This is a genomic window from Streptomyces sp. ADI96-02 (genome assembly GCF_003846185.1).
Classification (GTDB): Bacteria; Actinomycetota; Actinomycetes; order Streptomycetales; family Streptomycetaceae; genus Streptomyces.
The window spans coordinates 5470499-5496671 of the sequence record NZ_ML123034.1 but is presented as its reverse complement, the minus strand read 5'-3'; the positions used below and the strand labels follow the sequence as shown (position 1 = coordinate 5496671).

The following is a 26173-nucleotide window of genomic DNA, read 5'->3' as shown; positions in this document are numbered from 1 at the left end:
CGGCGGTCGGCGGTGGCCGGGTCCGCCGCGAGACTTCTTGCACATAAGTTGCAGGGGCATCCTCTGCGCGATAGGACTCGGGGGCGAAGCGAGAGAGAAGAAGGCGCTCATGGCAGCCTCTCCGGCCCGACCAGCCCTTTCCCGTTCCCGTCGGCGGCGGCTCGCGGGGGCCATGACGCGTGCGGAATGGCGGCGGGTGGCGGGGATGGCGGCGTTCATCGCCGCGCTCCACGTGGTCGGGTGGTTCACGCTGGTCGCGATCGTCGCCCCCGCGCACTACAGCCTGGGCGAGAAGACCTTCGGCATCGGCATCGGCGTCACCGCCTACACCCTCGGCATGCGGCACGCGTTCGACGCCGACCACATCGCCGCCATCGACAACACCACCCGCAAGCTCATGCACGAAGGCCGGCGTCCGCTGTCGGTCGGCTTCTGGTTCTCCCTCGGCCACTCCAGCATCGTCTTCGCGCTGGCCGTGCTGCTCTCCCTCGGCGTCAGGGCGCTGGCGGGGCCCGTCGAGAACGACGACTCCCAGCTCCACAACGTGACGGGGTGGATCGGCACCACCGTCTCCGGCGTCTTCCTCTACGCCATCGCGATCATCAACCTGGTCATCCTGGCCGGGATCTGGAAGGCCTTCCGCGAGATGCGCTCCGGTCACTACGACGAAGCCGCGCTGGAGGAACGGCTCGACAACCGCGGCTTCATGAACCGGCTCCTCGGACGGCTGATGAAGTCCATCACCAAGCCGTGGCAGATGTACCCGCTCGGGCTGCTCTTCGGGCTCGGCTTCGACACCGCCACCGAGATCGCCCTGCTCGTCCTGGCCGGTACCGGAGCCGCCTCCGGGCTGCCCTGGTACGCGATCCTGTGTCTGCCGGTCCTCTTCGCCGCCGGTATGTCCCTGCTGGACACGGTCGACGGCACCTTCATGAACTTCGCCTACGGCTGGGCGTTCTCCAGACCGGTCCGGAAGGTCTACTACAACCTCACGATCACCGGCCTGTCCGTGGCCGTGGCACTCGTCGTCGGCACGGTCGAACTCCTCGGCCTGATCGGCGACAAGCTCGGCCTCCACGGCGCGTTCTGGGACTGGGTCGGCGGGCTCGATCTCAACGTCGTCGGCTATCTCGTCGTCGGCCTCTTCGTCGCCACCTGGATCGTGGCGTTCGCCGTGTGGAGACTCGGCCGTATCGAGGAGAGGTGGACCGCGGGCCTCCAGCCCGGCGACGACGGCGGCGACGCGGACGCGGGGCACTGACCAGCCAGAACGGGGCAGCAGAGGCAGGTGGCCGGCCAGGCCCGCGCGGGCGGCGGCCGGCTCCCCCTCCTCCCGTACGGCGCTGCTGAGCGAACAGCCCGACCGACCAGGCAGGCATGCCGGGTCGGTCGGACGCTCTCAGGGCCGGTCGGCCGTCAGGAAGGCAGGCGGTCCAGGATCCAGGTGGCCAGTTCCTCGCTCATGAACGTGTGCGGGGTGTTGCTGGACGAGAGCAGGAACTCGTCCAGCTCGCTCTGGTCCGGGTCCAGTTGGTCGACGTCCACGTACAGGTCGTCCTGCTCGTCGAGGTCGCGGACGGCGACCGCGCTGACCGACGGGACGAAGCAGATCGATTCGGTACCGGGCTCGATGTCGACCTTTCCGGTGAGCCGCAGCTTCTCGCCGGCGATGCCGAAGCTCGCCAGCGTGCCGCCGGGCGCGCCGTCCAGCTCGGGCATGCCGTGGGTGACGGCACGCTTCTCCGAGAGCAGGCCCTTGAGCCTGGCCACCTCCTGGTCGTCCCCCGCGGACTGGGTGCGCAGCGTGGTGCCGGTGAACCAGCCGGAGGTCACCCGGATCGCGTCGACACCGGCCTTGACGCCGTTGCCGCTCCCGTCGCCGGAGCCGTTGGCGACGCCGAGCAGCCGCGGGATCCGGGGCCAGGAGCCGACGTTTCCGAGCTCGCGCAGGAACTCGGTGCGCAGCGGGTCCTCGCGGGGCGTGTCCTCGGCGGTCTCGATGTGCCGCCACAGGAGCTGGCGGGCGGCAGGACTGTTGATCTGCTTCGACAGGGCGGGCGTGGCCTTGAGGAAGTGGGCCAGGGCCTGGAGCGCGACGGGGATCCAGGCGCCGCGGTGCGGGCTGTCGAACGAGACGTAGGTCGCGACCTGGTGGTCGACCTGCTGGTGCTCCATCCTGGCGAGCGCGTAGCGGGTGACCAGGCCGCCCATGCTGAACCCGCCGACCGTGAGGCGGGCGTCGCCGATCCGTTCGGCGATCGCGCGCTGGACGCAGGCCGTCGCGGTCCGGGCGTTGTCCAGGATCGAGGCGCTGCGTTCGTCGTAGCCGATCAGGACCAGGTCGTGGCCGCGCTCGCGGAGCCGCGTCGCGAAGGGGTAACCGCCGCGGTCCAGCCCGTTCCAGAGGGCGTTCAGGTCGCTCGGGCCGGTGTTGAACCCGTCGGAGAGGATCACCGGCTTCGTGAGCCCGTCGTGATCGGCCCCGTAGTACACCCAGGCCGTGCCGCCGGGCAGTGTCCACGTGGCGTCGGGTTCCGGGGCCTTGGGGGCCTCAGGCGGAGCGGGCGGGGCGAGGAAGCCGAACGGCTCGACTGCGGGCTCGGGCTGCTCAGTCAAGGACTGATCCCTTCCATGGTGCTGGAGACGTCTTCTCTGTCGGTGGTCCGGGCCGCCCGCCCGCGTCGCGGAGTGCGGGCGGGCGGGCGGCCGGACCACCGTGCGTACCGGCGCGATCTACCCCGCGGAAACCGGGAGCATCCGGGCAGTCACTCCATCGAGTGAAGCCGGGGCCTCGGACCCGTTGCGGTCCACCAGGACCTTCCGGCGTGCTGACGTGGTCCGGATGACCGGCCCGTGCGGGCGATCGGCCGGAGCCGGGCGCGGCCCGCCTTCCGGCGGACGGCGGCACCGCCCGCGGCGTCGGCGGCGGCTGCGATCGCCGACCGCCGCACGCACCTCGACACGAATTCCCCGGGCCTCTTACGCTGCGCGCTGCGCCCCCTGCGCTTACCTTCTGTAAGGGGATAGCCACAGAGGCAACTGGAGGAGCGCATGCCGGAGCTGTTCATCGGCGGCCAGTGGACCGCCGCGGCCGACGGCGGGACGCGTGAGATCCGCTGCCCCGCCGACGGCGCCCCGGTGGCGACCGTCGACGAAGGCGGGGCCGAGGACGCGCTGGCCGCGGTCGCCGCCGCCCGGCGGGCCTTCGACGAAGGGCCCTGGCCCGGTACGGCGGCCGCGGAGCGGGGGCGGCTGCTGCTGCGCGTGGCCGACCTGCTGGAGCGCGACAAGGCGGTGTTCGCCCGCGCCGAGTCCCTGGACACCGGCAAGCGGCTGGTCGAGAGCGCCTACGACATGGACGACATCGCGAACTGCTTCCGCTACTTCGGCAATCTGGCCGCCGCCGGGGGCACGGACCGGGTCGTCGACACCGGCAGCCCCGACACGGACAGCCGTATCGTCCACGAACCCGTCGGCGTCTGCGCGCTCATCACCCCGTGGAACTATCCGCTGCTCCAGACGGCCTGGAAGGTCGCTCCGGCGCTCGCGGCCGGCAACACCTTCGTCCTCAAGCCCAGCGAGCTGACCCCGCACACCGCCGTCCTGCTCATGCGGCTGCTGGCCGAGGCGGGGCTGCCCGACGGCGTCGCCAACCTGGTGCTCGGGGCGGGGGCCGTCGTCGGCGCGCCGCTCACCGAGGACGCCCGGGTGGACATGGTGTCGTTCACGGGCGGACTCGTCACCGGGCGGCGCATCATGGCCGCCGCCGCGCCCACGGTGAAGAAGATCGCCCTGGAGCTGGGCGGCAAGAACCCCAACATCGTCTTCGCCGACGCCGCGTTCGAGACCGCCGTCGACTACGCGCTGATGGCCGTGTTCCTCCACTCCGGCCAGGTGTGTTCCGCCGGGGCGCGGCTCCTGGTCCAGGACGAGCTGCACGACCGGTTCGTCGACGAGCTGGTCGCGCGGGCCCGCCGGATCAGGCTCGGCGGGCCCTTCGACGAGGACGCCCGCAGCGGTCCGCTGATCTCCGCCGCGCACCGGGACAAGGTGGAGGCGTACGTGGCCGAGGGCGTCGCCGAGGGCGCGGTGCTGCGCTGCGGCGGCGAGCGGCCGAGCGATCCCGCGCTGGCGGACGGCTTCTACTACCCGCCGACGGTGCTCGACGAGTGCACCTCCCGGATGTCCGTGGTGCGGGACGAGTCGTTCGGGCCGGTGCTCACCGTCGAGCGGTTCCGCGACGAGGACGACGCGGTCCGCATGGCGAACGACACCGTGTACGGCCTGGCGGGCGCGGTCTGGACGCAGGACGGCGGACGGGCCCACCGGGTCGCCTCCCGGCTGCGTGCGGGCACCGTCTGGATCAACGACTTCCACCCCTACGTACCGCAGGCGGAATGGGGCGGCATGAAGCAGTCCGGCTTCGGCCGCGAGCTGGGACCGGCCGGGCTGGCCGAGTACCAGGAGGCCAAGCACATCTGGCGCAACGTGGCCGCGGTCCCGCAGCGGTGGTTCGAGTGAGCACCGGCGCGGGAGGCGGGCAGGGCCCCGCGACGCCGCCGAGGACCCAGACCCAGGACGACGACGACGCGCTGGGCGAGCTGGGGTACCGGCCGGAGCTCAAGCGGACGCTGGGCAACTTCCACACCTTCGCCGCCGGGATCAGCTACATCTCGATCCTCACCGGCACCTTCCAGCTGTTCTACTTCGGCATCAGCTTCGGCGGCCCGGCCTACTGGTGGTCCTGGCCGATGGTCTTCGTCGGCCAGCTCATGGTGGCGCTGTGCTTCTGCGAGCTGGCCGCCCGGTACCCGGTGGCCGGTTCCATCTACAACTGGGCGAAGAACATGGGCGGTCCGCACGTGGGCTGGCTCGGCGGCTGGATGATGATGACGGCCACGATGGTGACGCTGTCCGCCGTGGCGTTGGCCTACCAGATCACGCTGCCGCAGATCGACAGCTGGTTCCAGTTCGTCGGGGACGGCAGCGGCCGGAACGACCAGGCGGCGAACGCGGTGCTGCTGGGCACCGTGCTCATCCTGTTCTCCACGGTGGTGAACGCGTTCGGGGTGAAGCTCATGGCCCGGATCAACTCCGCGGGCGTCTTCATCGAGCTCATCGCCGCCGTGGCGCTGATCATCTTCCTCGGGGCCCACATCACCCGCGGCCCCAGCAGCGCGCTGACCCAGACGGACGGTCTGGGGGCCGGTCAGTCGCTCGGTTACTTCGGCGCGTTCCTCACCGCCTCCCTGGCCTCGGCGTACGTCATGTACGGCTTCGACACCGCGTCCTCGCTCGGCGAGGAGTCGCACAACCCGGGCCGCAACGCGCCGAGGGCCATCCTGCGGGCGCTCATCGCGTCGTTCCTCATCGGCGCGTTCATCCTGCTGTTCGCGCTGCTGTCGGTGCCGGACCTGCACGCCGAGGAGCTGGCCACGGGCGGCTTGCAGTACGTGGTGCTGGAGACGCTGGGGCACACCGTCGGAGAGGTCTTCCTCTGGGCGGTCGTCATCGCGATCACGGTCTGCGTCCTGGCCGTGCAGGCGGCCGGCATCCGGCTGATGTTCGCCATGGCGCGGGACAACAACCTGCCCGCCGGCACGAAGCTCGCCCGGGTCAGCCCCCGCTTCCGGACGCCCGTGGTACCGGCCGTGGTGATCGGCGTGGTGGGCGTGGTGATCCTGGTGGTCAACATCAACCAGCCGCAGATCTTCTCGGTGATCACCAGCATCGCGATCATCATGATCTACCTGGCGTATCTGCTGGTCACCCTGCCCATGCTGGTCCAGCGGCTGCGCGGCCGGTGGGAACCGCGCGAGGGCAAGTTCTCGCTGGGCCGCTGGGGGCTGCCGATCAACGTCCTGGCGGTGCTCTGGGGAGCGGCGATGTCGCTCAACCTCGCCTGGCCCCGGGCCGAGGTGTACAACGCGACGGGCCCGCAGCACTGGTATCTGCGCTGGGGCGCGTTCCTCTTCATCGGCATCGTCGCCGTCGGCGGCTTCGCCTACTACTGGTTCGTCCAACGGCACAAGACCGGTGTGCTCGCCGAGCACCGCTTCCAGTCCGCCGACCCCACCGCTCCCCCGCCCCCGCCGAACGGCTGAGAATCCGCGCCCGGTGAGCACACGCGCGCGCGGGGCGCCCGCCGAGTCTGGAGTAGCGATGTCCGAAGAGAGCCCTGGTGCCGCGTTCGACTACGTCGTGGTGGGCGGCGGCACGGCGGGGTCCGTCGTCGCCGCACGGCTGACCGAGGACCCGTCCGTCACCGTCTGCGTCCTGGAGGCCGGCCCGTCGGACGTCGGCGACGACAGCGTCCTGCGCCTGGAGAGGTGGATGGAGCTGCTGGAGTCCGGTTACGACTGGGACTATCCCGTCGAGCCGCAGGAGAACGGCAACAGCTACCTGCGGCACGCCCGCGCCAAGGTGCTCGGCGGCTGCTCCTCGCACAACTCGTGCATCGCCTTCTGGGCCCCGGCCGAGGACCTCGACGAGTGGGGCGCCCTGGGCTGCACCGGGTGGAGCGCGGCGGACTGCTTCCCGCTCTACCGGCGGCTGGAGACGAACGACGCGCCCGGCGACCACCACGGCCGCTCCGGCCCCGTCACCATCCGCACGGTGCCGCCGAACGACCCGTGCGGTACGGCGCTGCTCTCGGCGTGCGCGGCCTCGGGCATCCCGACCACGCCGTTCAACACGGGCGCGACCGTGGTGCGGGGCGCGCACTGGTTCCAGATCAACGCCCGCGAGGACGGCACCCGGTCGTCGGCCTCGGTCTCCTACCTCCACCCGGTCCTCGGCTCGCGCCCGAACCTGGAGGTGCGTACGGGGCTCCAGGCGAAGCGGCTGCTGTTCGACGGCGGTCGGTGCTCCGGCGTCGAGTACCTGGAGCCGGACACCGTCCACAGCGGTGCGGTCCGCGCCCGGCGGGAGGTGATCGTGGCCTGCGGTGCGATCGACTCGCCGAAGCTGCTGATGCTCTCGGGCATCGGCCCGGCCGCGCATCTGCGGGAGTCCGGGGTGGACGTGCGGGTGGACTCGCCGGGCGTCGGCTCGCACCTCCAGGACCACCCCGAGGGCGTGATCATGTGGGAGGCGAAGCGGCCCATGGTCACCTCGTCGACCCAGTGGTGGGAGATCGGCGTCTTCGCCGACACCGAGCCGGGACTCGACCGGCCGGACCTGATGTTCCACTACGGGTCCGTGCCCTTCGACCTCAACACCTACCGGCGCGGCTACCCGACGTCGGAGAACGCGTTCTGCCTGACCCCGAACGTCACCCGGGCCCGGTCCAGGGGAACGGTCCGGCTGCGCACCCGCGACTTCCGGGACAAGCCCCGGGTGGACCCGCGCTACTTCACCGACGAGCACGACGTACGGGTGATGACGCACGGGCTGCGGCTGGCGCGGGAGATCGTCGCGCAGCCGCAGATGGCCGCGTGGGCGGGCGCGGAGCTCGCCCCCGGTCCGCACGCCCGGACGGACGGGGAGCTGCTGGAGTACATCCGTGAGACGCACAACACCGTCTACCACCCGGCGGGCACGGTGCGCATGGGCCCGGAGGGGGACCCGGACTCGCCGCTGGACCCGCGGTTGCGGGTCAAGGGGGTCGCCGGGCTGCGGGTCGCGGACGCCTCCGTCATGCCGTTCCTGCCGACGGTCAACCCGTGCATCACCACGATGATGATCGGCGAGAAGTGCGCCGACATGATCAAGGAGGCGTGAGACCGGGCTCCACGACTCCGTCGAACGCCATTCGCACACACGTGCGAATGGCGTTAGGCTCGGCGTATGGCCGCACACCTGCAACCCTCTCTTTTCGACCAGGAGACCGAGGTCCGCGTGGGCCCGCTCGACGGCCTGCGGCGCACGCACCTGGGCCACGGCGCCTGGATCGACGTACTCCCGCAGTGGCTCGGCGGGGCGGACGCGCTGTTCGAGACGCTGGCGCGCGACGTCCCGTGGCGGGCCGAGGAGCGGATGATGTACGAACGGGTGGTCCCGGTGCCGAGGCTGCTGGCCTTCTACGGCCGGGACGACGCCCTGCCGCATCCGGCCCTGGACGCCGCCCGCGCGGCGCTCAGCGCGCACTACGGGCCCGAGCTGGGCGGACCGTTCACCACGGCCGGGCTGTGCCACTACCGCGACGGGCGCGACGGGGTCGCCTGGCACGGCGACACGATCGGCCGCGGCAGCACGCACGACACCATGGTGGCGATCCTCTCGCTCGGAGCGCCGCGCCATCTGGCGCTGAGGCCGCGTATCGCCGGGCCCGCAGCCGTCCGCAGGCCGCTGGGGCACGGCGACCTGATCGTCATGGGCGGCAGCTGCCAGCGCACCTGGGAGCACGCGATCCTCAAGACCGCGCGCGCGGTGGGGCCCCGGATCAGCGTGCAGTTCCGCCCCGACGGCGTGCGCTGACCGCCCTCGGCCGACGGCGGTGGCGCCGCCGCCGGGCCCGGAGTGGACCACCGCGGTTGTGCCGCTCCCGGGCAGGGCGGATTCTGAGAGTAATGAACCAGGCCGGTGTGGCGCGGTGAGCGCAGCGAACACGGCGGAGAACGCCGACTTCCGCGGCCCCCTGGACATCACCAGGGCCGCCACGGTGGTGCTCGACGCCGCCGGCACCGTCATCGGGTGGAGCCCGGCCGCCGCGGAGCTGTTCGGCTGCGGTGCGCACGAGGCCGTCGGCCGGCCGGTGGGCGCGTTCCTGTCGGCAACGCCGGGCGGCGGGCCCCGCTCCCGGACGGAGACCGGCCCCTCCGCGGCCGGGCCCACCATCGCGGGTCACGACATCCGGCTGGCGCGCCGCCCGGACGGCAGCGAGCTGCTGGTCGGAACGGCGATGTGCACGCTGCCGGACGGGCCCGGCGGCACCCCGGCGGGCGCACCGGACCGGGTGCTGGTGGTGGCCGAACTGGACACGCTGCGTCAGTGGGAGTCGCGGCTCGCCCTGCTCCAGGGCCTGGCCACGCAGTCGCCGGTCGGGCTGGCCATCTACGACACCGACCTCCGTCTGACCTGGAGCAACACGGCCTACGAACGGGAGATCGGGCGGCCGTTCGAGGAGTACCGCGGCCGGCGGCCGGGGGAGCTGTATCCCCGGGGGCGCTTCGTCACCACCGGATACCCGCAGACGCTCGACAGCGTCATGCGCCACGTCCTCGCCACCGGCGAACCCATCCTCGACCTGCACTTCCTGGACCGTCCGCCCACCGATCCGGAGCAGGACCACCTGTGGTCCTGCTCCTACTACCGGCTCCAGGACGCCCACGGGCACGCGCTCGGAGTGTGCGAGGACTCCTTCGACATCTCCGACCGCCACCGCGCCCAGCAGCGGCTGGCCCTGCTGGTCGAGGCGGGCCGCAGCATCGGCACGGCGCTGGACGTGGTCACCACCGCGCAGGAGATCGCCGAGGTGACCGTGCCGGGGTTCGCCGCCGCCGTACGGGTCGACGTCACGCGGGCCACGGTGACGGGCGAGGCGCCGACCGCCGCCGACGCGGCGGGCACCGTTCTCCTGCGGGTCGCCGAGCGGCCCGCGCGGGCCGGGGCGCCCGATCCGGATCTCGCGCGGGCGGCCGGCGGGACGCAGGCGGGCGACCCGGAGGACCCCGACGATCCGCGGCACCGCTATCCGCCGGTCGCCTACCCGCCCGGTTCGCCGCAGAACCGCAGCCTGGCCTCCGGCGGGCTGGTGCTCGACGACAGCGCGCTGGTGGTCCCCCTGCGCGCCGGTGGCAGCGTCCTGGGGCTCGTCACCTTCGTGCGCGGCGACGGTTTCGGCCTCGCCACCACCTTCGACAACGGCGAGGTGGCGCTGGCCGACGAGCTGGCGGCCCGGGCCGCGGTGTCCATCGACAACGCCCGCCGGTTCACCCGCGAACGCACCGCCTCGCTCGTCCTCCAGCGCCAGTTGCTTCCGCACCACGTGCCGCCGCTGTCCGCCGTCGACATCGCCTACCGCTACCTGCCGACGGACGCCGCGACGGGGGTCGGCGGAGACTGGTTCGACGTGATCCCGCTGTCCGGGACGCGGGTCGGGCTGGTGGTCGGGGACGTCGTCGGACACGGGCTGCGGGCCGCCGCGACGATGGGCCGGCTGCGCGCGAGCGTACGCGCTTTCGCCCAGCTCGACATGGCTCCCGACGAGCTGCTGACCCGCCTCGACGACCTGGTGGGCCAGCCGGTGAGCCAGCAGTCGGACGTCCACGGCTCGTCCCAGGACACGTACGACGAGGTGACCACCGGGGCGACCTGCCTCTACGCGGTCTACGATCCGGTCTCGCGCCAGTGCGTGATGGCCCGCGCCGGGCACCTCCCGCCGGCGGTCGTCGACCCGGACGGCCGGGTGTCGTTCCCGGACCTGCCCGCGGGACCGCCGCTCGGCCTGGGCGGGCTCCCCTTCGAGTCGGCGGAGATCGAGCTGCCGGCGGGGAGCCTGCTGGCCCTGTTCACCGACGGCCTGGTCGAAGCCCGCGACCACGACATCGGCCTCGGCCTCGACACCCTGGGCCGCGTCCTCGGCGACCGCCAGGCCTCGCTGGAGGAGCTGTGCGACCGGGCGATCTCCGAGCTGGCGCCGGACGGGACGACCGCCGACGACACCGCGCTCCTGCTGGTGCGCACCCGCGAACTGAGCGACCGGCAGGTGGCCGACTGGGAGTTGACCGCCGAGCCGCTGGCCGTCGGCCGCGCCCGCGAGCTGGCCACCGGCCAACTGGAGGCGTGGGGACTGGAGGAGCTGTCGTTCTCGACCGAACTCGTCGTCAGCGAGCTGGTCACCAACGCGGTGCGGCACGCGGGCGGACCGCTGCGCCTGCGCCTCATCCGCGACCGGACGCTCCTGTGCGAACTCGCGGACGGCAGCCACACCTCGCCGCACCTGCGGCTCAGCAAGGACGACGACGAGGGCGGGCGCGGGCTGTTCATCGTGGCCCAGCTCGTCCAGCGGTGGGGCACGCGGTACACCCCGACCGGCAAGACCATCTGGACCGAACAGGCGTTCCCGCCGGCCGCGTTCGGCTGATCCAGCGGCGGGAGCGGTTGCGGGAGCGGCCCCGCGCGGGTCGTCGCCGCAAGCGCTTACCGAGCCGACGCACCGTCACTTTCCTTGAGTGACAGCCGAGTCGAAGGGATTCGGGGAATCGGGGAGGTCCGGAACGAGGCGTCTGAACTTCACGGGAACTCCAGCGAAATGGCACGTGTGTGGATATCGTGCACCGAGCGAGGGCGCATCCGTCAGTCCATGGGATCGACGGATGCGTCGCGTTTGTGGGGGTGCGACTGTGACTGGGGGGTTCATGGGGCATGTCGAAATACCGGAAACCGGCATATCCGGGCCGGTGGGGCTCCGGGGCGCGCCGCGCCCCCGCACCGCCGCGTCCCGGAACCGCGCGGCGGCGCTGGAGCAGCTGTGGCGGGCCCCGACCGCGCCGCGCGACCCGTCCGAGCGGGCGCCCGTCCGCGGCCGGCGGGGCCACCGCCCACCGTTGGCGGCCCTGACCGAGCTGCTGGGGCTCGCACTGCCGGCCTGGCTGCTGCTGCGGGCCGGCGACCAGCCGCGGCCGGAGACCGCCGCCGCCGTGGCCGGGCTGCTGTGGGCCGCCCTGCGCGCCGCTCGCGGGCGGTACGCCGCACGGCTGCCCGACGAGCCGGCGGAGCCGCTGGGCGGCGTCGGCGACTGGCTGGTGCTCGTCGGGGTGCTGGCCGTGCTGCACACCGCGACCGGGGCCCCGATCGATCCGGCGACCGCGGTCGTGGCGGTGGCGCCGGGGCTGCTCGTCGCCACGGCGGCGCAGGGGCTGCGGCGCCGGCCGCGCGGGACGCGTCGCGGCGGGGCGGTGCGCCGAGTGCTGCTGGTGGGCGAGGCCGGAGGCGTGGACCGGGCGGCGGAGCTGCTCAACTCCCGTACCGACCACGGCTATCAGCTGGTGGCGGCGATACCGGTGGGGTCTGCGGGGCGGGTGCGCGCGGACGTCCCCGTGCCGGGGCGCCTCGGCTCCTTCCCGGCCGACGACGACGTGACCACGGTGCTGGGCGGGGCCTACGCCCACGAGGCCGATCTCGTACTCGTGGCCCCGGGGCCCCGGTTGACCGGAGACCGGCTGCGGCGGCTCGGCTGGGGGCTGCACGACGGCGGGGTCGCCCTGTGCGTACTCTCCGAGCTGTCGGAGGTGGCAGCGGCCCGGGTCCGGCCGGTCGCCGCGGCCGGGCTGACCCTGCTGCACATCACGCCACCGCTGCGCGGGGGGCCTCAGGCCGCGGCGAAGGCGGTGCTGGACCGCACCTGCGCTCTGGTCGGACTCCTGCTGCTGGCACCGCTGCTACTGGCGGTGGCGCTCAGCGTGCGGATGTCGTCGCGCGGGCCGGTCTTCCACCGCCAGGTCCGGCACGGGCAGCACAACCGGCCCTTCACCATGTGGAAGTTCCGCACGATGGTGGCGGACGCCGAAGCGCGCAAGGCGCAGCTCGCCGCGGCCAACGAGGTCGACGGACCGCTGTTCAAGATGCGCCGCGATCCGCGTGTGACGCGGGTCGGCCGGACGCTGCGCCGCACGTCGATCGACGAGCTTCCCCAGCTGGTGAACGTACTGCTGGGGCACATGTCGCTGGTGGGGCCGCGCCCGCCGCTGCCGGAGGAGGCGTCCCGGTACGACGAGCGGGAGCACCGCAGGCTCGCGGTGAAGCCGGGGCTGACGGGGCTGTGGCAGGTCAGCGGGCGCTCCGAGCTGTCCTGGCAGGAGACCGTCTCGCTGGACCTCTGGTACGTCGACAACTGGTCGGTGGCCACGGACATGGGGCTCCTCGCCCGTACGGTGCGCGCCGTCACCGACGGTCGCGGGGCGTACTGAGGGCGGCGGGCGTGCGGATGCGAGGAGCCCCGGAACGCCGAACGGCGGCTGCCGAACGGTCAGACGGAAGGCGGCAGTTGGCCGAGCCACCAGGCGTAGGTACGGGCGATGCCCTCGCGCAGCGGGATCCGCGGCGCGAAGCCGAGGGAGGTCAGCCGGGTCACGTCGAGCAGCTTGCGGGGGGTGCCGTCGGGCTTCGAGGCGTCCCAGCCGACGCGGCCCCGGTAGCCGGTGACCTCGGCGACCGTCTCGGCGAGTTCGCGGATGGTCAGGTCCTCGCCGCAGCCGATGTTGATGGGTTCGTCGCCGTCGTAGACCTCCAGCAGGCGTACGCAGGCGGCGGCGAGGTCGTCCACGTGGAGGAACTCGCGGCGGGGGCTTCCGGAGCCCCAGAGGGTGACTTCGGGCACGGCGTCGCGCTGCGCCTCGTGGAAGCGGCGGATCAGCGCGGGCAGGACGTGCGAGGTCTCCAGGTCGAAGTTGTCGCCGGGCCCGTAGAGATTGGTGGGCATGGCGCTGATGTAGGAGCGGCCGTACTGCCGCCGGTAGGACTGGATCTGGACGATTCCGGCGATCTTGGCGAGGGCGTACGCCTCGTTGGTGGGCTCCAGCTCGCCGGTGAGCAGCGACTCCTCGCGGATCGGCTGCGCGGCGAGGCGGGGGTAGATGCACGACGAGCCGAGGAACAGCAGCCGGCGGGTCCCGGCAGCGTGCGCCGCCGCGATCACGCTCAGCTGGATGCGCAGGTTGTCCTCCAGGAACTGCACCGGGTACGTGCTGTTGGCCATGATCCCGCCGACCTTGGCGGCGGCCAGCACCACCGCGTCCGGGCGCGCCTCCCGCAGAAACGTCTCGGTCCGCGCGGCGTCGCGCAGGTCGAGCCGGTCGCGGCCCCGGGTCAGCACCTCGTGGCCGTCGTCGGCGAGGCGTCGGGCCACCGCCGAGCCGACGAGACCGCGGTGTCCCGCGACGAATATGCGAGAGCCGGGAGGGAGTAGGGAGCGGGCGGATTCCTCGGACGGGACGGGGAGTTCGGTCGTCATGGCACGGATTGTGCCAGCAGCGGGGGGCTGCGGAGACGTCTTGCCGCAGAACGCTTCAATTCCGATATGTCGGTGAACAGTTCGCCGCAGCGGCGAACGGCAAGGGGAGGGGGAATCGTGGCGAAGAGCGCGCTCATCACGGGAGTGACCGGCCAGGACGGCTCGTATCTGGCGGAGTTGCTGCTCGACAAGGGTTACACGGTGCACGGGCTGATCCGGCGGTCGTCGAGTTTCAACACCGAGCGGATCGACCACATCTACCAGGGCCCGGAGGAGCCGGAGCGCTCGTTCGTGCTGCACCACGCCGACCTCTCCGACGGGGTGGCGCTGGTGAACCTGCTGCGCGACATCCGGCCGGACGAGGTCTACAACCTGGGGGCCCAGTCGCATGTGCGGGTCTCCTTCGACGCCCCGCTGTACACCGGCGACGTGACCGGGCTCGGCACCATCCGGCTGCTGGAGGCGGTCCGGGCGAGCGGCATCCAGACCCGGATCTACCAGGCGTCGTCCTCCGAGATGTTCGGCGCGAGCCCGCCGCCGCAGAACGAGGCGACCCCGTTCCACCCGCGCAGCCCGTACAGCGTGGCCAAGGTGTACGCGTACTGGGCGACGGTCAACTACCGCGAGGCGTACGACATGTTCGCCGTGAACGGCATCCTGTTCAACCACGAGTCGCCCCGGCGCGGCGAGACCTTCGTGACCCGGAAGATCACCCGCGGGGTGGCACGGATCAAGGCCGGGCTCCAGGACCGGCTGCACCTGGGCAACCTGGACGCCGTGCGGGACTGGGGCTACGCGCCGGAGTACGTCGACGCCATGTGGCGGATGCTCCAGTGCGACACCCCGGACGACTACGTGGTGGCCACGGGCGAGGGCGTCAGTGTGCGGCAGTTCCTGGAGTTCGCCTTCGAGCACGCGGGGCTGGACTGGCGCGAGCACGTGCGCTACGACCCCAAGTACGAGCGCCCCAGCGAGGTCGACGCGCTGATCGGCGACGCGTCCAAGGCCGAGGAACTGCTCGGCTGGAAGCCCTCGGTGAAGTCGCGGGAGCTGGCCCGGATCATGGTGGACGCGGACGTCCGCCTGCTCACCGACCAGCTCAGCGGGGCCGCCGTGCGGGTGGACAGATGAGCGGGCCGGGTCGTCCGGCCCGGCTCCGCGCGCGGCGCGACCCGCCGCCCGCCCCCTGCGCCCCGGACACCCCGGGTCGCCCCCACAGCACCCGGCCGGCGCTCCGCGCGCCCGCGCCGGGGACCGTCACCGGCGCAGCCGCCGGCCCCACCGGCTCCCCGGTGGGGCTCATCGCGCCGGCCGCGGGCGGGGCCGTCGGCTCCGCCCACCCACTCCCCCGAACCGGCCACGGGACCCGGCGTCCCCGCCGCCGGCCGGGCGAGGCAGGACCCGCGGCCCCTCGGCCGCAGCTCGTTCTCACCTTCGGAGCTGAATGATGAACGGAAGTACGGGGCGGAGAACCGGAGGACGCGGCCGTGTTCGGGCCGCCTCCGCAGCTCTCTGCCTGCTGGCCGGAGCACTGACCGCGACCGCGGTCGGCGCCTCCCCGACGGCGGCGCTGACACCGCCGGTGGCCATCACCGCGGACGATCTCACCACCTGGCAGACCAACGGCATCGTCTGGTCGATGGCCGCGCGCGACGGCGTGGTCTACGCCGGCGGCACCTTCTCCACCCTGCGCCCGCCCGAGGCCGCACCGGGCACCGGCGAACAGCCCGCGGTGAACTTCGCCGCGTTCGACGCGGCGACCGGAGCGCCCACCGACTGCTCGCTGTCGTTCACGGTCTCCTCCGGCACCGCGACCGTCCGGTCCCTGGCGCTGTCCCCCGACGGCAGGACCCTCTACGCGGGAGGCCAGTTCGGCGCGGTGAACGGTGTCGGGGTCAGCAACATCGCGGCGATCGACACCGCCACCTGCACACCGCGCGAGGACTTCAAGATCTCCGTCTCCGCGACCGTGCGGACGCTCGCCGTCACCGCCGGAACCGTCTACCTCGGCGGTGACTTCAACAGCGTCGGCGGCCAGGTCAGGAACAAGTTCGCCGCCGTGACGACCGGCGCGTCCCTGCTCCCGTTCACGGCGAACGCGGACGAGGTGGCCCGCGCCCTCGAAGTGACCCCGGACGGGCGCAGGGTCGTGCTCGGCGGCGACTTCTTCCGGATCAACGGCGTCAGCAGCCATGCCCTCGCCGTGGTCGACGCGACCACCGGAGCCGTGGCCAAGTCCTATCCCGGCTTCATCAGCAACAACTCCACGGTGCAGGACCTGACATCCGACGCCACCGGCTTCTACACCGCCAACGAGGGCACCGGGGGCGGCGTCTTCGACGGGCGGATCGCCGTCGACCTCGACGACTTCGAGCAGCGGTGGCGCGACACCTGCCTGGGAGCCACCCAGGCGGTGCTGGTCCACTCCGGCGTGCTCTACAGCGGCAGCCACGCCCACGACTGCTCCAGCATGGGCGCCTTCCCCGACCAGCAGCGCAAGCACCTGCTGGCCCAGTCGGTCGACGAACCGAAGCTGCTGCCGTGGTTCCCGGACACCAACGACGGCATCGGCGAGCCCGTGGGGCCGCGCGTGATGAGCCAGACCGACAGCGGCGGACGCCACTACCTGTGGGTCGGCGGCGAGTTCACGACCGTCAACGGATCGCCGCAGCAGGGGCTGACCCGGTTCGCGGACGGACCGGACACCGGCGCGCCGTGGGTGCCCAACGTCAGCCTGTCCACGCTCGACCCGGGGCGGATCGAGGTGAACTGGCAGTCCAGCTTCGACACCGACGACGGTGAGCTGACCTACCGGATCTACAAGGACGGCTCGAACACCCCCATCCACACGACCACCGGCTCCTCGGTGTTCTGGAACCGGCCCGAGCTGAGCTGGACGGACACCGACGTGGCCCCCGGCGAGACCCACTCCTACCGGATCACCGCGAGCGACGGCGCCAACACCAGCGCCAAGTCGACCGTCCAGTCCGCGACCGTGCAGTCCGTGTCGGAGTCCTACGCGGCCCGGGTCCGGGCCGACGGCGCGTCCCTGTACTGGCGCTACGACGAGGGTGGCGCGACCTTCGCCCACGACAGCAGCGGCGAGCGGAACAACGGCTTCCTGCGCAACGGGCCGGCCTACCGGCAGACGCCCGCGGCGGTGGCCGGGCCCTCCACCGCGATCGGGTTCAACGGAAGCGACGAGTACGCGTACAGCAACCGGCAGCACGCGCAGCCGACCCGCTTCTCGGTGGAGACCTGGATCAGGACCACCACCACCCGGGGCGGGAAGATCATCGGCTTCGGCAACATGACTCAGCAGAACAGCACCCGCGACGACAAGCACGTCTACATGCGCAACGACGGACGGCTCGTCTTCGGCGTGAACAGCGCAGGCGCGCGCACCGTCGCCACCTCCGCCGCCTACAACGACGGCGCGTGGCACCACGTCGTCGCCACCCAGGGCACCTGGGGCATGTCCCTCTACGTGGACGGCCAGTTGCGCGCGTCGAACATCCTGGTCAGCGGCAACGAGAACTACCCGGGGTACTGGCGGGTCGGCGGCGACAGCCTGTCCGGCTGGCCCAACCGGCCGACCAGCGACTTCTTCGCCGGTCAGATCGACGAGACCGCCGTCTACCCGACCGCGCTGAGCGCCTCCCAGGTCAACGCGCACTACGCCCTGAGGAAGGGCTGATGAGGAACCCGTTCCCGGCCTGCGCCGCCGTCGTCCTCCTGACGGCGGCACTGGCCTCCTGCGGCTCGTCCGCCGGCGGGAACGGCCCGGAGGCCGCGGGCGCACGACGCCCCGCGGCCTCCGGGCCCTCCGCTCCCGGCCCGGCCGCCGCGCCCTCCTCGAAGGCCCCGGCGGCCCGCCCCTCCTCCGGCCCGCCCGCCCCGGCCGGGCCGTCCGCGCTCCCCACGGTCCCCGCGGACGCGATCACCCCGGCCACCGGCACGTTCACCGAGGAGCAGAAGCGGTACCTGGAGAACCGGGTGCCCCGGGGCATGGATCCGGCCGCCGTGCTCCAGAGCGGCCAGGAGACGTGCGACAAGCTCCGCTACCTGGTCAAGGCCGACCGGGACACCGCCGTCGGCGCGATCGTGACGAACGAGATCCCGGACGCCGCCGACGCGGTCGCCGGCCTCTGCCCGCGCCACCAGGACCTGGTGGACGAGGCGGCTCTCGGTTACGCCGACGGCACGCACACCGGGAAGAAGCTCCGGCCGGGCGTCTACCGGTCCGCCTCCCCCACCGCGAACTGCTCATGGCGGATCGCCGGCGCGGGGAAGAGGGAACTGGCCTCCGGCACCTCCGACACCGGCGCCTCCCGGAGGATCACCATCCCTCCCGGCACGCGCACGTTCACCTCGACAGGCTGCTACGCCTGGCTGCCCGAAGGAGCCGCACGATGACCAGCGGGACGACGAGACTGCCGATAGCGGTGGCGATCCCCACGAAGAACGAGGGCCTGAACATCGCGGAGGCGGTCCGGTCGGTGCTCGGCCACTTCGAGGCCGTCGTCGTGGTCGACTCCCACAGCACCGACGACACCGCGAAGATCGCCGAGGAGTGCGGCGCGGAGGTCGTCACGTACACCTGGGACGGCGGCCATCCGCGCAAGAAGCAGTGGTGCCTGGAGAACGTACGCACCGACCTGGACTGGATCCTGCTGCTCGACGGCGACGAGCGGCTGAGCCCGGGGCTCCTGGCCGAGCTGCGGGAGGTCTTCGCCGACCCGGCCGCGCCGAAGCCCGCCGCGTACGACATCCCGCTCGGCTACTGGTTCTCCGGCAAGCGGCTGCGGCACGGATACACCATCCGCAAGCGGTCGTTGACCGACCGCACCCGCTGCCGCTACCCGGACGTCGGGGACCTCGACGCACCGGGCATCGGGGAGGTCGAGGGGCACTACCAGCCGGTCGCGCAGACGGCGGGCGCTCTGACCAACCCCATCGAGCACCAGGACCTCGACCCGGTCACGGCCTGGTTCGAACGGCACAACCGGTACTCCGACTGGGAGGCGTGGCTGGAGCACCACCCGGACGTCAAGGAGCAGGTGCGCCGGGTCAAGTCGCGGCAGGGGCAGCTGTTCCACAAGGCGCCGTTCAAGCCGCTGGTCTCGTTCGCGTACATGTACGTCTACCGGCGGGGCTTCCTCGACGGCCGCGCGGGCCTCGACTTCGCGCTGGCGATGAGCTTCTACCGCTGGCAGATCGCGCTCAAGTCCCGTGAGAAGCCCGTACGGTGAACGGCGCGCCGCTCACCGCCCCCTCCGGCGGACCACGTCCTCGTAGGTCCGTCGGAGGGCGGCGGTGACGACGTCGATGGCGAAGCGGTCGCCCACCAGCTCCCAGGCCGCCTTGCCCGCCTGTTCGGCGGCCTCGGGCTCCAGCAGTTCCAGGACGGCGTCGGCGACCTTGTGCGCGTTGGCCGCGTCCTCGCCGACCCGGCTGTCGATCACCCGGCCCGCACCGGCCCCGGCCACGTCGGGGGCCAGTCCGCAGGTCCGGGTGATGACGACCGGTGTGCCGACCGACATGGCCTCCAGCACGGAGACGCCCAGCGGTTCCTCGATCGACGGCAGCACGTACACGTCGGCCTCGCGGCCGGCCGCGAGGACCGCCTCGTGGCCGAGCGGCCCGACGTGGTCCAGACTGCCGGCGACGCCCAGCTCCCGGGCGAGGGCCAGGACGCCGGGCAGCGCGCCGGTGTCCGGTCCGGCCAGCACGAAGCGGGCGTCGGGGTGACGTGCCAGGACGTGGGGCATCGCCGCGACGAAGTCCTCGGGGCGCTTGCGCGCCTGGATGCGGGCGAGGAAGAGCACGGTGGGCGGGCGGCCGGGCTCGCGGGCGGGCTTGCGCTCCTGCGGGCGGACGCCGTTGACCAGCCGTACGGTGCGGGTCAGCGGGACGGGCGCGGCGACGGCGTTCACGTCGAGGCGCTCCGCCTCGGTCAGGTGCAGGACGGCGTCGGCCCGGCGCAGCACCGTGCGTACCCCGAGCAGGTCGGTGAGCTGGGCGACCCGCTTCTCGGTCGGGTCGACCATCCCGTGGGTCTGGACGACCAGCGGTGTGCGGGAGGCGAGGGCGAGCAGCGCGGCGGGCAGGGTCACCAGGTCCCGCATCAGGTGGACGTGCACGAGGTCGGCGCCGCGCATCATGCGGCGGGCAGCGCGCAGCAGGGCGGCGGAGGTGATGCCGCTGACCTCGAACATCGGGAGGAGGTGCCGGGCCTGGAAGAGGTGGACCGGAACTCCCTCGACCTGCCGGGGCAGTTCGCCGTCCGGGAAGCCGTCGCCGAGGGCCATGACGCGGGCGTCGTCGCCCGCCGCGCGCTGGACCTTCGACAGGTTGAGCGCCACGCGGGTCGGCCCTCCGAACGCGTGGTCCGGGGTGTGGAGCGTGACGACGTGCAGGATCTTCACCAGGGTTCCCCTCGACCTCGGCCGGTTGTTCACAGCGTAGCCATCCCGCCCCCTCAAGTGGGCTGATTCGTTAGAGTGTTCACGGTCCACGGAACGGGGGGCGCATGACGTCCGTGCACACGTCGGCGCGCGGTCCGGCTTCCGACGCGGCCACGCGTCCCACCGACGCGCCGGCTCCGCAGGGCCCGCCGGAGCCGCCCGCGCGGCCCATCGCCTGGGCGATGCTGTCGCGGGCCCTGGCCGTGCCGCTGATCCTGGCGCTGGTCTGCTTCCTGCCGGCGGTGATCGCCGCCCAGCCCGGCAACGGCGTCCGGGACACCGCGTACTGGCTCCAGCTCGTCCTGACCTGCTACGCCGGGGTCCGGCTGTCGACGATGATCCTCTCCACCCGGCGGCGGCTGCTCCAGGGCGTCTTCTGGATGTTCGTGTACATCGCGATGGGCGTGGCGCCGTTCGCGCAGGTGGTGATCGGGCAGACGCCCACGCCCATGGTGGGGCCGCGCTCCGACCTGGTGACCGCCATCGCGATGATCCTGGTGGGGTGCGCGGCGTTCGACCTGGGGGCGCTGCTGGCCTCGCGGCGTCCGCTGCGGCGGCGTACGCCCTCGGCGCGGGGTGCGGGCGGGCCGGCCGTGGCGCATCCGCTGCGGCTGCGGCTGCTGGTGGTGCTGGCGTTCGCGGCGAGCGGGTACTACGTGCTGAAGCTCGGCGGGCCCGCGGTGTTCTTCTCCAGCCGGCAGGAGATCAGCGCGACGGTGGCGGCCAGCGGGGTCACGGCGAGCGAGTCGAACGTGGGCTCGGCGTTCCTGAAGGGCTTCGGCACGGTGCCGGCGCTGCTGGCCCTGCTCTTCTACACCCGGCGCCTGGTGACCTCGCACCGGGCCCGCAGGACGCCGTCGACGGTGCTGGTGTGGGTGGCGCTCGCCGTCGTCAACCTGATCGTGAACAACCCGGTCTCCAACGCGCGTTACTGGTTCCTGACGGTGCTGGTGTCAATGCTGTTCACCGCGTTCCCCAGCAGCGCGGCGGTCTACCGGAGCGTGCTGGCCATGGGCGTGGTCGGGGCGCTGGTGCTCTTCCCGTACGCGGACCGGTTCCGGTACGACGACGAGGGGTACCGGCCGGTGCAGTCGGCGTCGGTCTTCGAGCCGCTGGCCACCAAGGACTACGACCAGACGGTGATGTTCGCCAACACGATCTCCTGGGTGGACGCCCGCGGCCACACCTACGGCCGCCAACTGGCGGGATCGGGGCTGTTCTTCGTGCCCCGGGCCGTGTGGAGCGGCAAGCCGGAGGACACCGGGGTCCGGGTCGGTCAGTGGATGGGGATGAACATGACCAACCTGTCGGCCCCGCTGTGGACGGAGTTCTGGGTCGACTTCGGCGGCTGGGGCATGATCGGCGGACTCGCGCTCATCGGGTACGCGGCGGCGCGCACCGACCGGCGGTACGCGCTCGCGGTGACCCGGGCGGGGCCCGGACCGGGCAGCGTCCTGGCGATCGTCGCTCCGCTGATCGCCGGCTACACGTTCATCCTGCTGCGCGGCCCACTGCTCCAGGCGGCGGGGAAGCTGGCCATCGCGGCCCTGTGCCTGCTGCTGATCAGCACGTTCAGGGAGCGGCGGGCAGGGCGTCGGCGGTGACGGCCCCGGTGGGCGCGGGCCCTCTCCGGCGCAGCCGGGCCACCCGGATCCAGGTGGCCGCCGCCTTGCACACCGAACCCAGGCAGAGCCCCCAGGCGGCGCCCTGGACGCCGCCGACGGCGTAACCGCAGGCCAGGAACGCGACGGCGGTGAGCGAGAACACCACCTGGATGGCGAGCGTGGTGCGCGGGTCGAGCATCCGCAGGGCCAGCAGCCCGCAGGTGCCGACGGCCATCGCCGCGTACTGGCTGCCGGTCGCGGGCAGCAGGGCCGCGGCGACGGGCCAGGTGTCGCCGAGGAGTTCGCGTCCGGCGCGGTCGGGCAGCAGGGCGAGCACGGTGGCCCAGAGCGCGGCGGTGGCCGCGAGGAGTGCGGCGAGTCCCGCGGTGGCGCGCACCCGGGCCCGCTCCTGGGCGATGCGGCCGAGCAGCGGGGGCCCGAAGGAGGTGGCGGAGGTGAAGAGCACGTTCAGTGGGCCGAACAGGGTGGTGGCGCCGCGCAGCGCGCCGACCAGGAGCGGGTCGCCGACGGCGCCGAGGCCGAGGACGGAGAGCTGGCTGGTGGCGTTGCCCACGCCGAACTCGACGGTGAACCGCCGCCCGAGGTGGCCGCGCCGCAGCAGCGGGCGCAGCGCGAGCGGCGCCCCGGCGGTGGACCGGTGCAGCAGCGCGGCGGACAGCAGCAGGGCCGGCAGCGCGGACAGGCCCCAGACGGCGATCAGCCGGGCGGGTGAGGCCCCGTACGTCTGGAGGGACAGCGCGCCGAGCACGCAGAGCAGCCGCAACAGGTCCGAGGCCAGGGCGAGATGGGGTCGCTGGAGGGTGGCGAAGGCATAGCGGGCGGTGTCCTGCCCGAGCACCACGGGCAGGACCGCGCCGAGCACCAGGAGCGCGCGGGCGGTGTCGCCGGGCACCAGGAGGCAGACGGCGGCCAGCAGCGCGCCCAGCGCCGTCGCGGCGAGCACGGTGAAGACGGCGGCGGAGCGGCACGCGCCGCGCGTCTCCTCGTCCGCGCCGCGCCTGAGCACCAGCGGCTGTCCGGTGTACGCGCCGAAGACGCCGAGGAGCACGGTGAAGACGAGGTAGACCGCGGAGAAGCGGGCGAAGTCGGCGACGGTGGAGAGGCGGGCGGCGGCCACCAGCACCAGGATGTTGGTGAGGGCCGCCACGCCCTGGTCCGCGACCGAGCACAGGACGGCGGTGCGGGCTCTCACCGGCGCGCGGCGGGCACGGTGACGGTGCGCAGACCGAGCGTCTCGGTCGGGTCTCCGGTCGGCGCGGGAGCGCCCGGCGCGGGGGCGGGCCTCCCGTCTCCCGGGCCGCTGGCGCGGAGCCGGGCGGACTTCGGGGTGCGCTCGCCCCGGCGCAGTCGGCCGCGGCTCGGGTGGAGAAGTGCGCCGAGGACCGATCCGCCGGAGGCTCCGATGATCTCGCGGATGCGTTCCAGGTCGCTGCGGTGCACCTCGCGCGGGTCGCAGACGATCATGACGCCCGCCACCCGGTCGACGAGCGCGACCGCGTCCGCGTAGGAGAGGACCGGCGGGGCGAGCACGATGACGACCGCGCCGGGGCGGTCGGCCTCGGCGACGATGCGGCCCACGGACGGCGAGGTGAGGGCGCGCGGGACGTTCTCCGCCGGGGCCCCGGCCACCAGGGCGAAGGCCCCGGAGCCGGGGACGTCCACGTTCGAGCGGGCTCCGGTGGGCCAGCTGCCGTCGCCCTCGCCCGCGGCCCAGCGCGGCGGACGCACCTCGTGGGCGGCGGAGCCGAGCCGGCGGGCGAGGCTCGGGGTGCGCAGATCGGCCTCGACGAGCAGGACGTCGCGGCCCATCTCGGCGAAGGCGGCGGCGAGGTTGGCGGCTGCGGCGGCAGCGGTCGCGTTGTCGTCGCGCGGGGCGGTGACCAGCAGGCGGCGGCTCCCGGCGAAGGCGGGATCGTAGGCGAGGCGGAAGGCGACGGCCCGGTACTCCTCGGCGAGCCGGGAGCCGCCGCGGCCGATGGCGAGCAGGGCCCCGGCGGCTCCGCGTTCCCGGGGCAGGGTGCCGAGCAGCGGGGCTCCGAGCGAGTGGACCAGTTCGCGGGTGGAGCGTACGGCGGGGTCGAAGACGAGCCGCACCCAGGACAGCAGCAGGCCGAGGGCGAGGCCGACGACGCCGCCGAGGCCGAGCAGCAGGGGCAGCCCGGGGCCGGTGGGCGAGGTCGGGGCGACGGGCTTCCTGTTGAGGTAGCCGGGGGTGGTGTCGAGGGCCTTCAGCTCGGAGATCTTCCGGGTCAGCTCGGAGATGGCGACGATGATGTTGGCGCGGGCGCTGCTGACGTCGTCGGCCGCGTTCAGCCCGGTCTGCTCCTCCAGCAGGTCGCGCTTCTCCTCCAGCGGGTCGAGCTGGGCGCGGTAGCCGTCGGACATGTTCTCGATGCTCTCCTCGGTGCGCGCCCGGCGGTGGGCCAGGTAGGCCTGGGCGAGGGCTTCGGCGCGGGCGCGGGCCTGCTCGGGGGTGGCGCCCGTGTAGGCGAAGCGGAGCGTGAGGGTGTTGGGCGGGTTGGTGACCTGGAGTCCGGTCAGCAGGGAGCGCGCCGTGACGTCGTCGCCCGCCTTGAGCAGCGTGCCGGCGGCGAGGGTGCCGACGGTGTCGCTGACGGCGGTCTGGCGCTCGGAGCCGATGTTGATGCCCTTGTCGGCGGCGGCCCCGGTGGCGAAGGGGTCGGCGGTGGCGGAGCGCACCTGCACCTCGCCGGTGGCGGTGTAGGTGTCCTCGCCGCTGAGCGCGAGGTAGCCGCCGCCGAGCAGGCCGATGGCGACCCCGGTGGCCAGCAGCGCGCGGTAGCGCAGGAGTTGGCGGAACTGGTCGCGCAGCAGGGCCGGTTCGTCCTGGTCCTCCAGGGCGCGGTTGGGATGCGTCATCGGCGGGTGCTCCCTCGTACGTCCGTCAGGACCTCGGCGAGCAGGGCGTCGAACCGGGCCAGGCCCGCCTCCCGGCTCAGGTGGCGTGCGACGTAGCGCGGCCCGTGCGCGCCGAGCGCGTCGGCGGCGGCCGGGTCGGCGGCCAGTCCCCGTACGGCTTCCAGCAGCGCGGCCGGGTCCTCCGGGGCGACCAGGACGCCCGCGCCGGAGCGGCGGACCTCGTCGGCGGTGCCGCCCCGGTCGGCGACGGAGGCGATCACGGGCCGGCCGGAGACGAAGTAGGAGGTGAGCTTGGAGGGGACGCTCATGTCGAGGACCGAGGCCCGCTGGGTCACGGCGAGGACGTCGGCGGCGGCGAGGACGTCGGTGAACTCCTCGGCTCCGGCGGGCTCCAGGAAGTCCACGTTGGGCAGCCGGGCGGCGCGGGCGCGCAGCCCGTCGCGCTGGTTGCCGTCGCCCATCAGGACGACGCGGAGGTCCGGGGCCGAGCGGGCGGCGTCCACCAGCACCTCCAGCCCCTGCTTGAGGCCCATGTTGCCGGAGTGCAGCAGCACGGTGGCATCCTCGCTCCAGCCGAGCCGGGCGCGGGTGGCGGCCCGGTCGGCCGAAGGAGGCTGTACGTGCGTCCAGTTGGGGACGATCCGGATGCGGCCGGGATCGACGCCGAGCGCGGTGACGCCCGGTACGAAGCTCTCGTGGATGACGCCGACGAGGGCCGCGCCGCGCAGGGCGTACCGTTCGGCGGCGGCGGCGACGGCCGCCGCCCTGCCGCCACCGCGGATGCCGCTCTGCGCGGCGGCGGCCCCCATCAGGTCCTGGACGACGGGCAGGTAGGGCACGCGGTGGCGGCGGGCGAGGCGGGCTCCGAGGACTCCTCCGGCGAGGCTGGGCATCTGGGCGATCACGGCGTCCGGTCGGCCCGGCGGCGGCGCGATCATCCCGGTGGCGAGCAGGCTCGCCTCGAACAGCCCTCGGCGCAAAGCGGTCTGACGGGACGGCACATAGTGCCGTCGCCGGTGCACCTGGACCCCGCCGCGGCTCTCGGTGGTCCGCCGCACGCCCCGGTAGCGCTCGTCCAGCCGCCAGGAGGGGTAGTGCGGCATTCCGGTGAGCACCTCGGTGCGGGCGCCGGAGGCGGCCCAGTGCTCGGCGAGCTGGGTGGCGTACGGGCCGATCCCCGTGACCTCCGGTGCGTAGTTGGTCGATACCACCAGAAGGCGGCGGCCTTCGAGCGGCCTGTGCCGGTCGACATCGGACATCGGACGATCGCCTTCCCCCACGACAGCCGCTGCTCCCCCCGGGGAACA

Annotated in this window: 17 protein-coding genes and 1 pseudogene; 12 read left to right on the top strand and 6 right to left on the bottom strand. The window is 73.1% G+C overall.

Annotated elements, in window-relative coordinates:
• Positions 1 to 109 precede the first annotated feature (109 nt).
• Positions 110 to 1261 (top strand): Nickel transporter NicT, encoded by a 1152-nt coding sequence (locus EES43_RS23985; RefSeq protein ID WP_241192516.1) that lies wholly within the window; start codon positions 110 to 112, stop codon positions 1259 to 1261.
• A gap of 155 nt (positions 1262 to 1416) precedes the next feature.
• On the opposite strand, the gene EES43_RS23980 is transcribed toward EES43_RS23985, so the two are convergent.
• Entirely contained in the window at positions 1417 to 2616 is a 1200-nt protein-coding gene (locus EES43_RS23980) for an esterase/lipase family protein (protein ID WP_124270640.1), read from the bottom strand.
• A 435-nt stretch (positions 2617 to 3051) separates the two neighbouring features.
• Here EES43_RS23980 and EES43_RS23975 point away from each other — a divergent pair, with 435 nt between their 5' ends.
• From EES43_RS23975 to EES43_RS23950, 6 genes are all read left to right on the top strand, one after another.
• Entirely contained in the window at positions 3052 to 4521 is a 1470-nt protein-coding gene (locus EES43_RS23975) for an aldehyde dehydrogenase family protein (RefSeq protein WP_124270639.1), read from the top strand.
• Between the two features lie 71 nt (positions 4522 to 4592).
• Entirely contained in the window at positions 4593 to 6104 is a 1512-nt protein-coding gene (locus tag EES43_RS23970; protein WP_241192723.1) for an APC family permease, read from the top strand.
• 58 nt (positions 6105 to 6162) lie between these two features.
• Positions 6163 to 7722, top strand: coding sequence for a GMC family oxidoreductase (locus EES43_RS23965; protein ID WP_124270637.1), 1560 nt, complete (start codon positions 6163 to 6165; stop codon positions 7720 to 7722).
• Between the two features lie 66 nt (positions 7723 to 7788).
• Positions 7789 to 8418 (top strand): alpha-ketoglutarate-dependent dioxygenase AlkB, encoded by a 630-nt coding sequence (locus EES43_RS23960; protein WP_124270636.1) that lies wholly within the window; start codon positions 7789 to 7791, stop codon positions 8416 to 8418.
• A gap of 115 nt (positions 8419 to 8533) precedes the next feature.
• Complete coding sequence (locus EES43_RS23955; protein WP_124270635.1) at positions 8534 to 11026, top strand: SpoIIE family protein phosphatase; 2493 nt, start codon at positions 8534 to 8536, stop codon at positions 11024 to 11026.
• A 274-nt stretch (positions 11027 to 11300) separates the two neighbouring features.
• Positions 11301 to 12851 (top strand): exopolysaccharide biosynthesis polyprenyl glycosylphosphotransferase, encoded by a 1551-nt coding sequence (locus tag EES43_RS23950; RefSeq protein ID WP_206430111.1) that lies wholly within the window; start codon positions 11301 to 11303, stop codon positions 12849 to 12851.
• 59 nt (positions 12852 to 12910) lie between these two features.
• On the opposite strand, the gene EES43_RS23945 is transcribed toward EES43_RS23950, so the two are convergent.
• The gene (locus EES43_RS23945; RefSeq protein ID WP_124270634.1) at positions 12911 to 13894 is read right to left on the bottom strand and encodes a GDP-L-fucose synthase family protein; all 984 of its coding nucleotides are present in this window, start codon (positions 13892 to 13894) and stop codon (positions 12911 to 12913) included.
• A 117-nt stretch (positions 13895 to 14011) separates the two neighbouring features.
• Between EES43_RS23945 and gmd the strand changes: the two genes are divergently transcribed.
• The 4 genes and pseudogenes from gmd (at position 14012) to EES43_RS23925 (ending at position 19214) form a co-directional block, all read left to right on the top strand.
• Positions 14012 to 15025, top strand: a complete 1014-nt coding sequence (gene gmd / locus EES43_RS23940; RefSeq protein ID WP_124270633.1) for a GDP-mannose 4,6-dehydratase — start codon at positions 14012 to 14014, stop codon at positions 15023 to 15025.
• Between the two features lie 313 nt (positions 15026 to 15338).
• Positions 15339 to 17591: a LamG domain-containing protein gene (locus EES43_RS23935; RefSeq protein WP_124270632.1), complete on the top strand. Its 2253-nt coding sequence runs from the start codon at positions 15339 to 15341 to the stop codon at positions 17589 to 17591.
• Entirely contained in the window at positions 17591 to 18310 is a 720-nt protein-coding gene (locus tag EES43_RS23930; RefSeq protein ID WP_124270631.1) for a hypothetical protein, read from the top strand. Before EES43_RS23935 ends, EES43_RS23930 begins: the two co-directional genes overlap by 1 nt.
• A pseudogene (locus EES43_RS23925) lies at positions 18307 to 19214 on the top strand (glycosyltransferase family 2 protein). The gene EES43_RS23930 and the pseudogene EES43_RS23925 overlap by 4 nt, the downstream one beginning before the upstream one ends.
• Here the strand turns inward: EES43_RS23925 and EES43_RS23920 are convergent.
• A complete protein-coding gene (locus tag EES43_RS23920) occupies positions 19159 to 20322 on the bottom strand; it encodes a glycosyltransferase (RefSeq protein WP_124270629.1) in 1164 nt (387 codons plus the stop codon). The pseudogene EES43_RS23925 and the gene EES43_RS23920 overlap by 56 nt on opposite strands.
• Before the next feature lie 104 nt (positions 20323 to 20426).
• Between EES43_RS23920 and EES43_RS23915 the strand changes: the two genes are divergently transcribed.
• Positions 20427 to 21965, top strand: coding sequence for a hypothetical protein (locus tag EES43_RS23915; protein ID WP_124270628.1), 1539 nt, complete (start codon positions 20427 to 20429; stop codon positions 21963 to 21965).
• Here the strand turns inward: EES43_RS23915 and EES43_RS23910 are convergent.
• From EES43_RS23910 to EES43_RS23900, 3 genes are read right to left on the bottom strand one after another with little or no spacing between them, the layout of a single operon-like run.
• Positions 21934 to 23178, bottom strand: coding sequence for an MATE family efflux transporter (locus EES43_RS23910; protein ID WP_124270627.1), 1245 nt, complete (start codon positions 23176 to 23178; stop codon positions 21934 to 21936). The genes EES43_RS23915 and EES43_RS23910 overlap by 32 nt on opposite strands.
• The gene (locus EES43_RS23905) at positions 23175 to 24866 is read right to left on the bottom strand and encodes a lipopolysaccharide biosynthesis protein (protein WP_124270626.1); all 1692 of its coding nucleotides are present in this window, start codon (positions 24864 to 24866) and stop codon (positions 23175 to 23177) included. Before EES43_RS23905 ends, EES43_RS23910 begins: the two co-directional genes overlap by 4 nt.
• The gene (locus EES43_RS23900; RefSeq protein ID WP_124270625.1) at positions 24863 to 26125 is read right to left on the bottom strand and encodes a glycosyltransferase; all 1263 of its coding nucleotides are present in this window, start codon (positions 26123 to 26125) and stop codon (positions 24863 to 24865) included. The genes EES43_RS23905 and EES43_RS23900 overlap by 4 nt, the downstream gene beginning before the upstream one ends.
• Between the last annotated feature and the right edge of the window lie 48 nt (positions 26126 to 26173).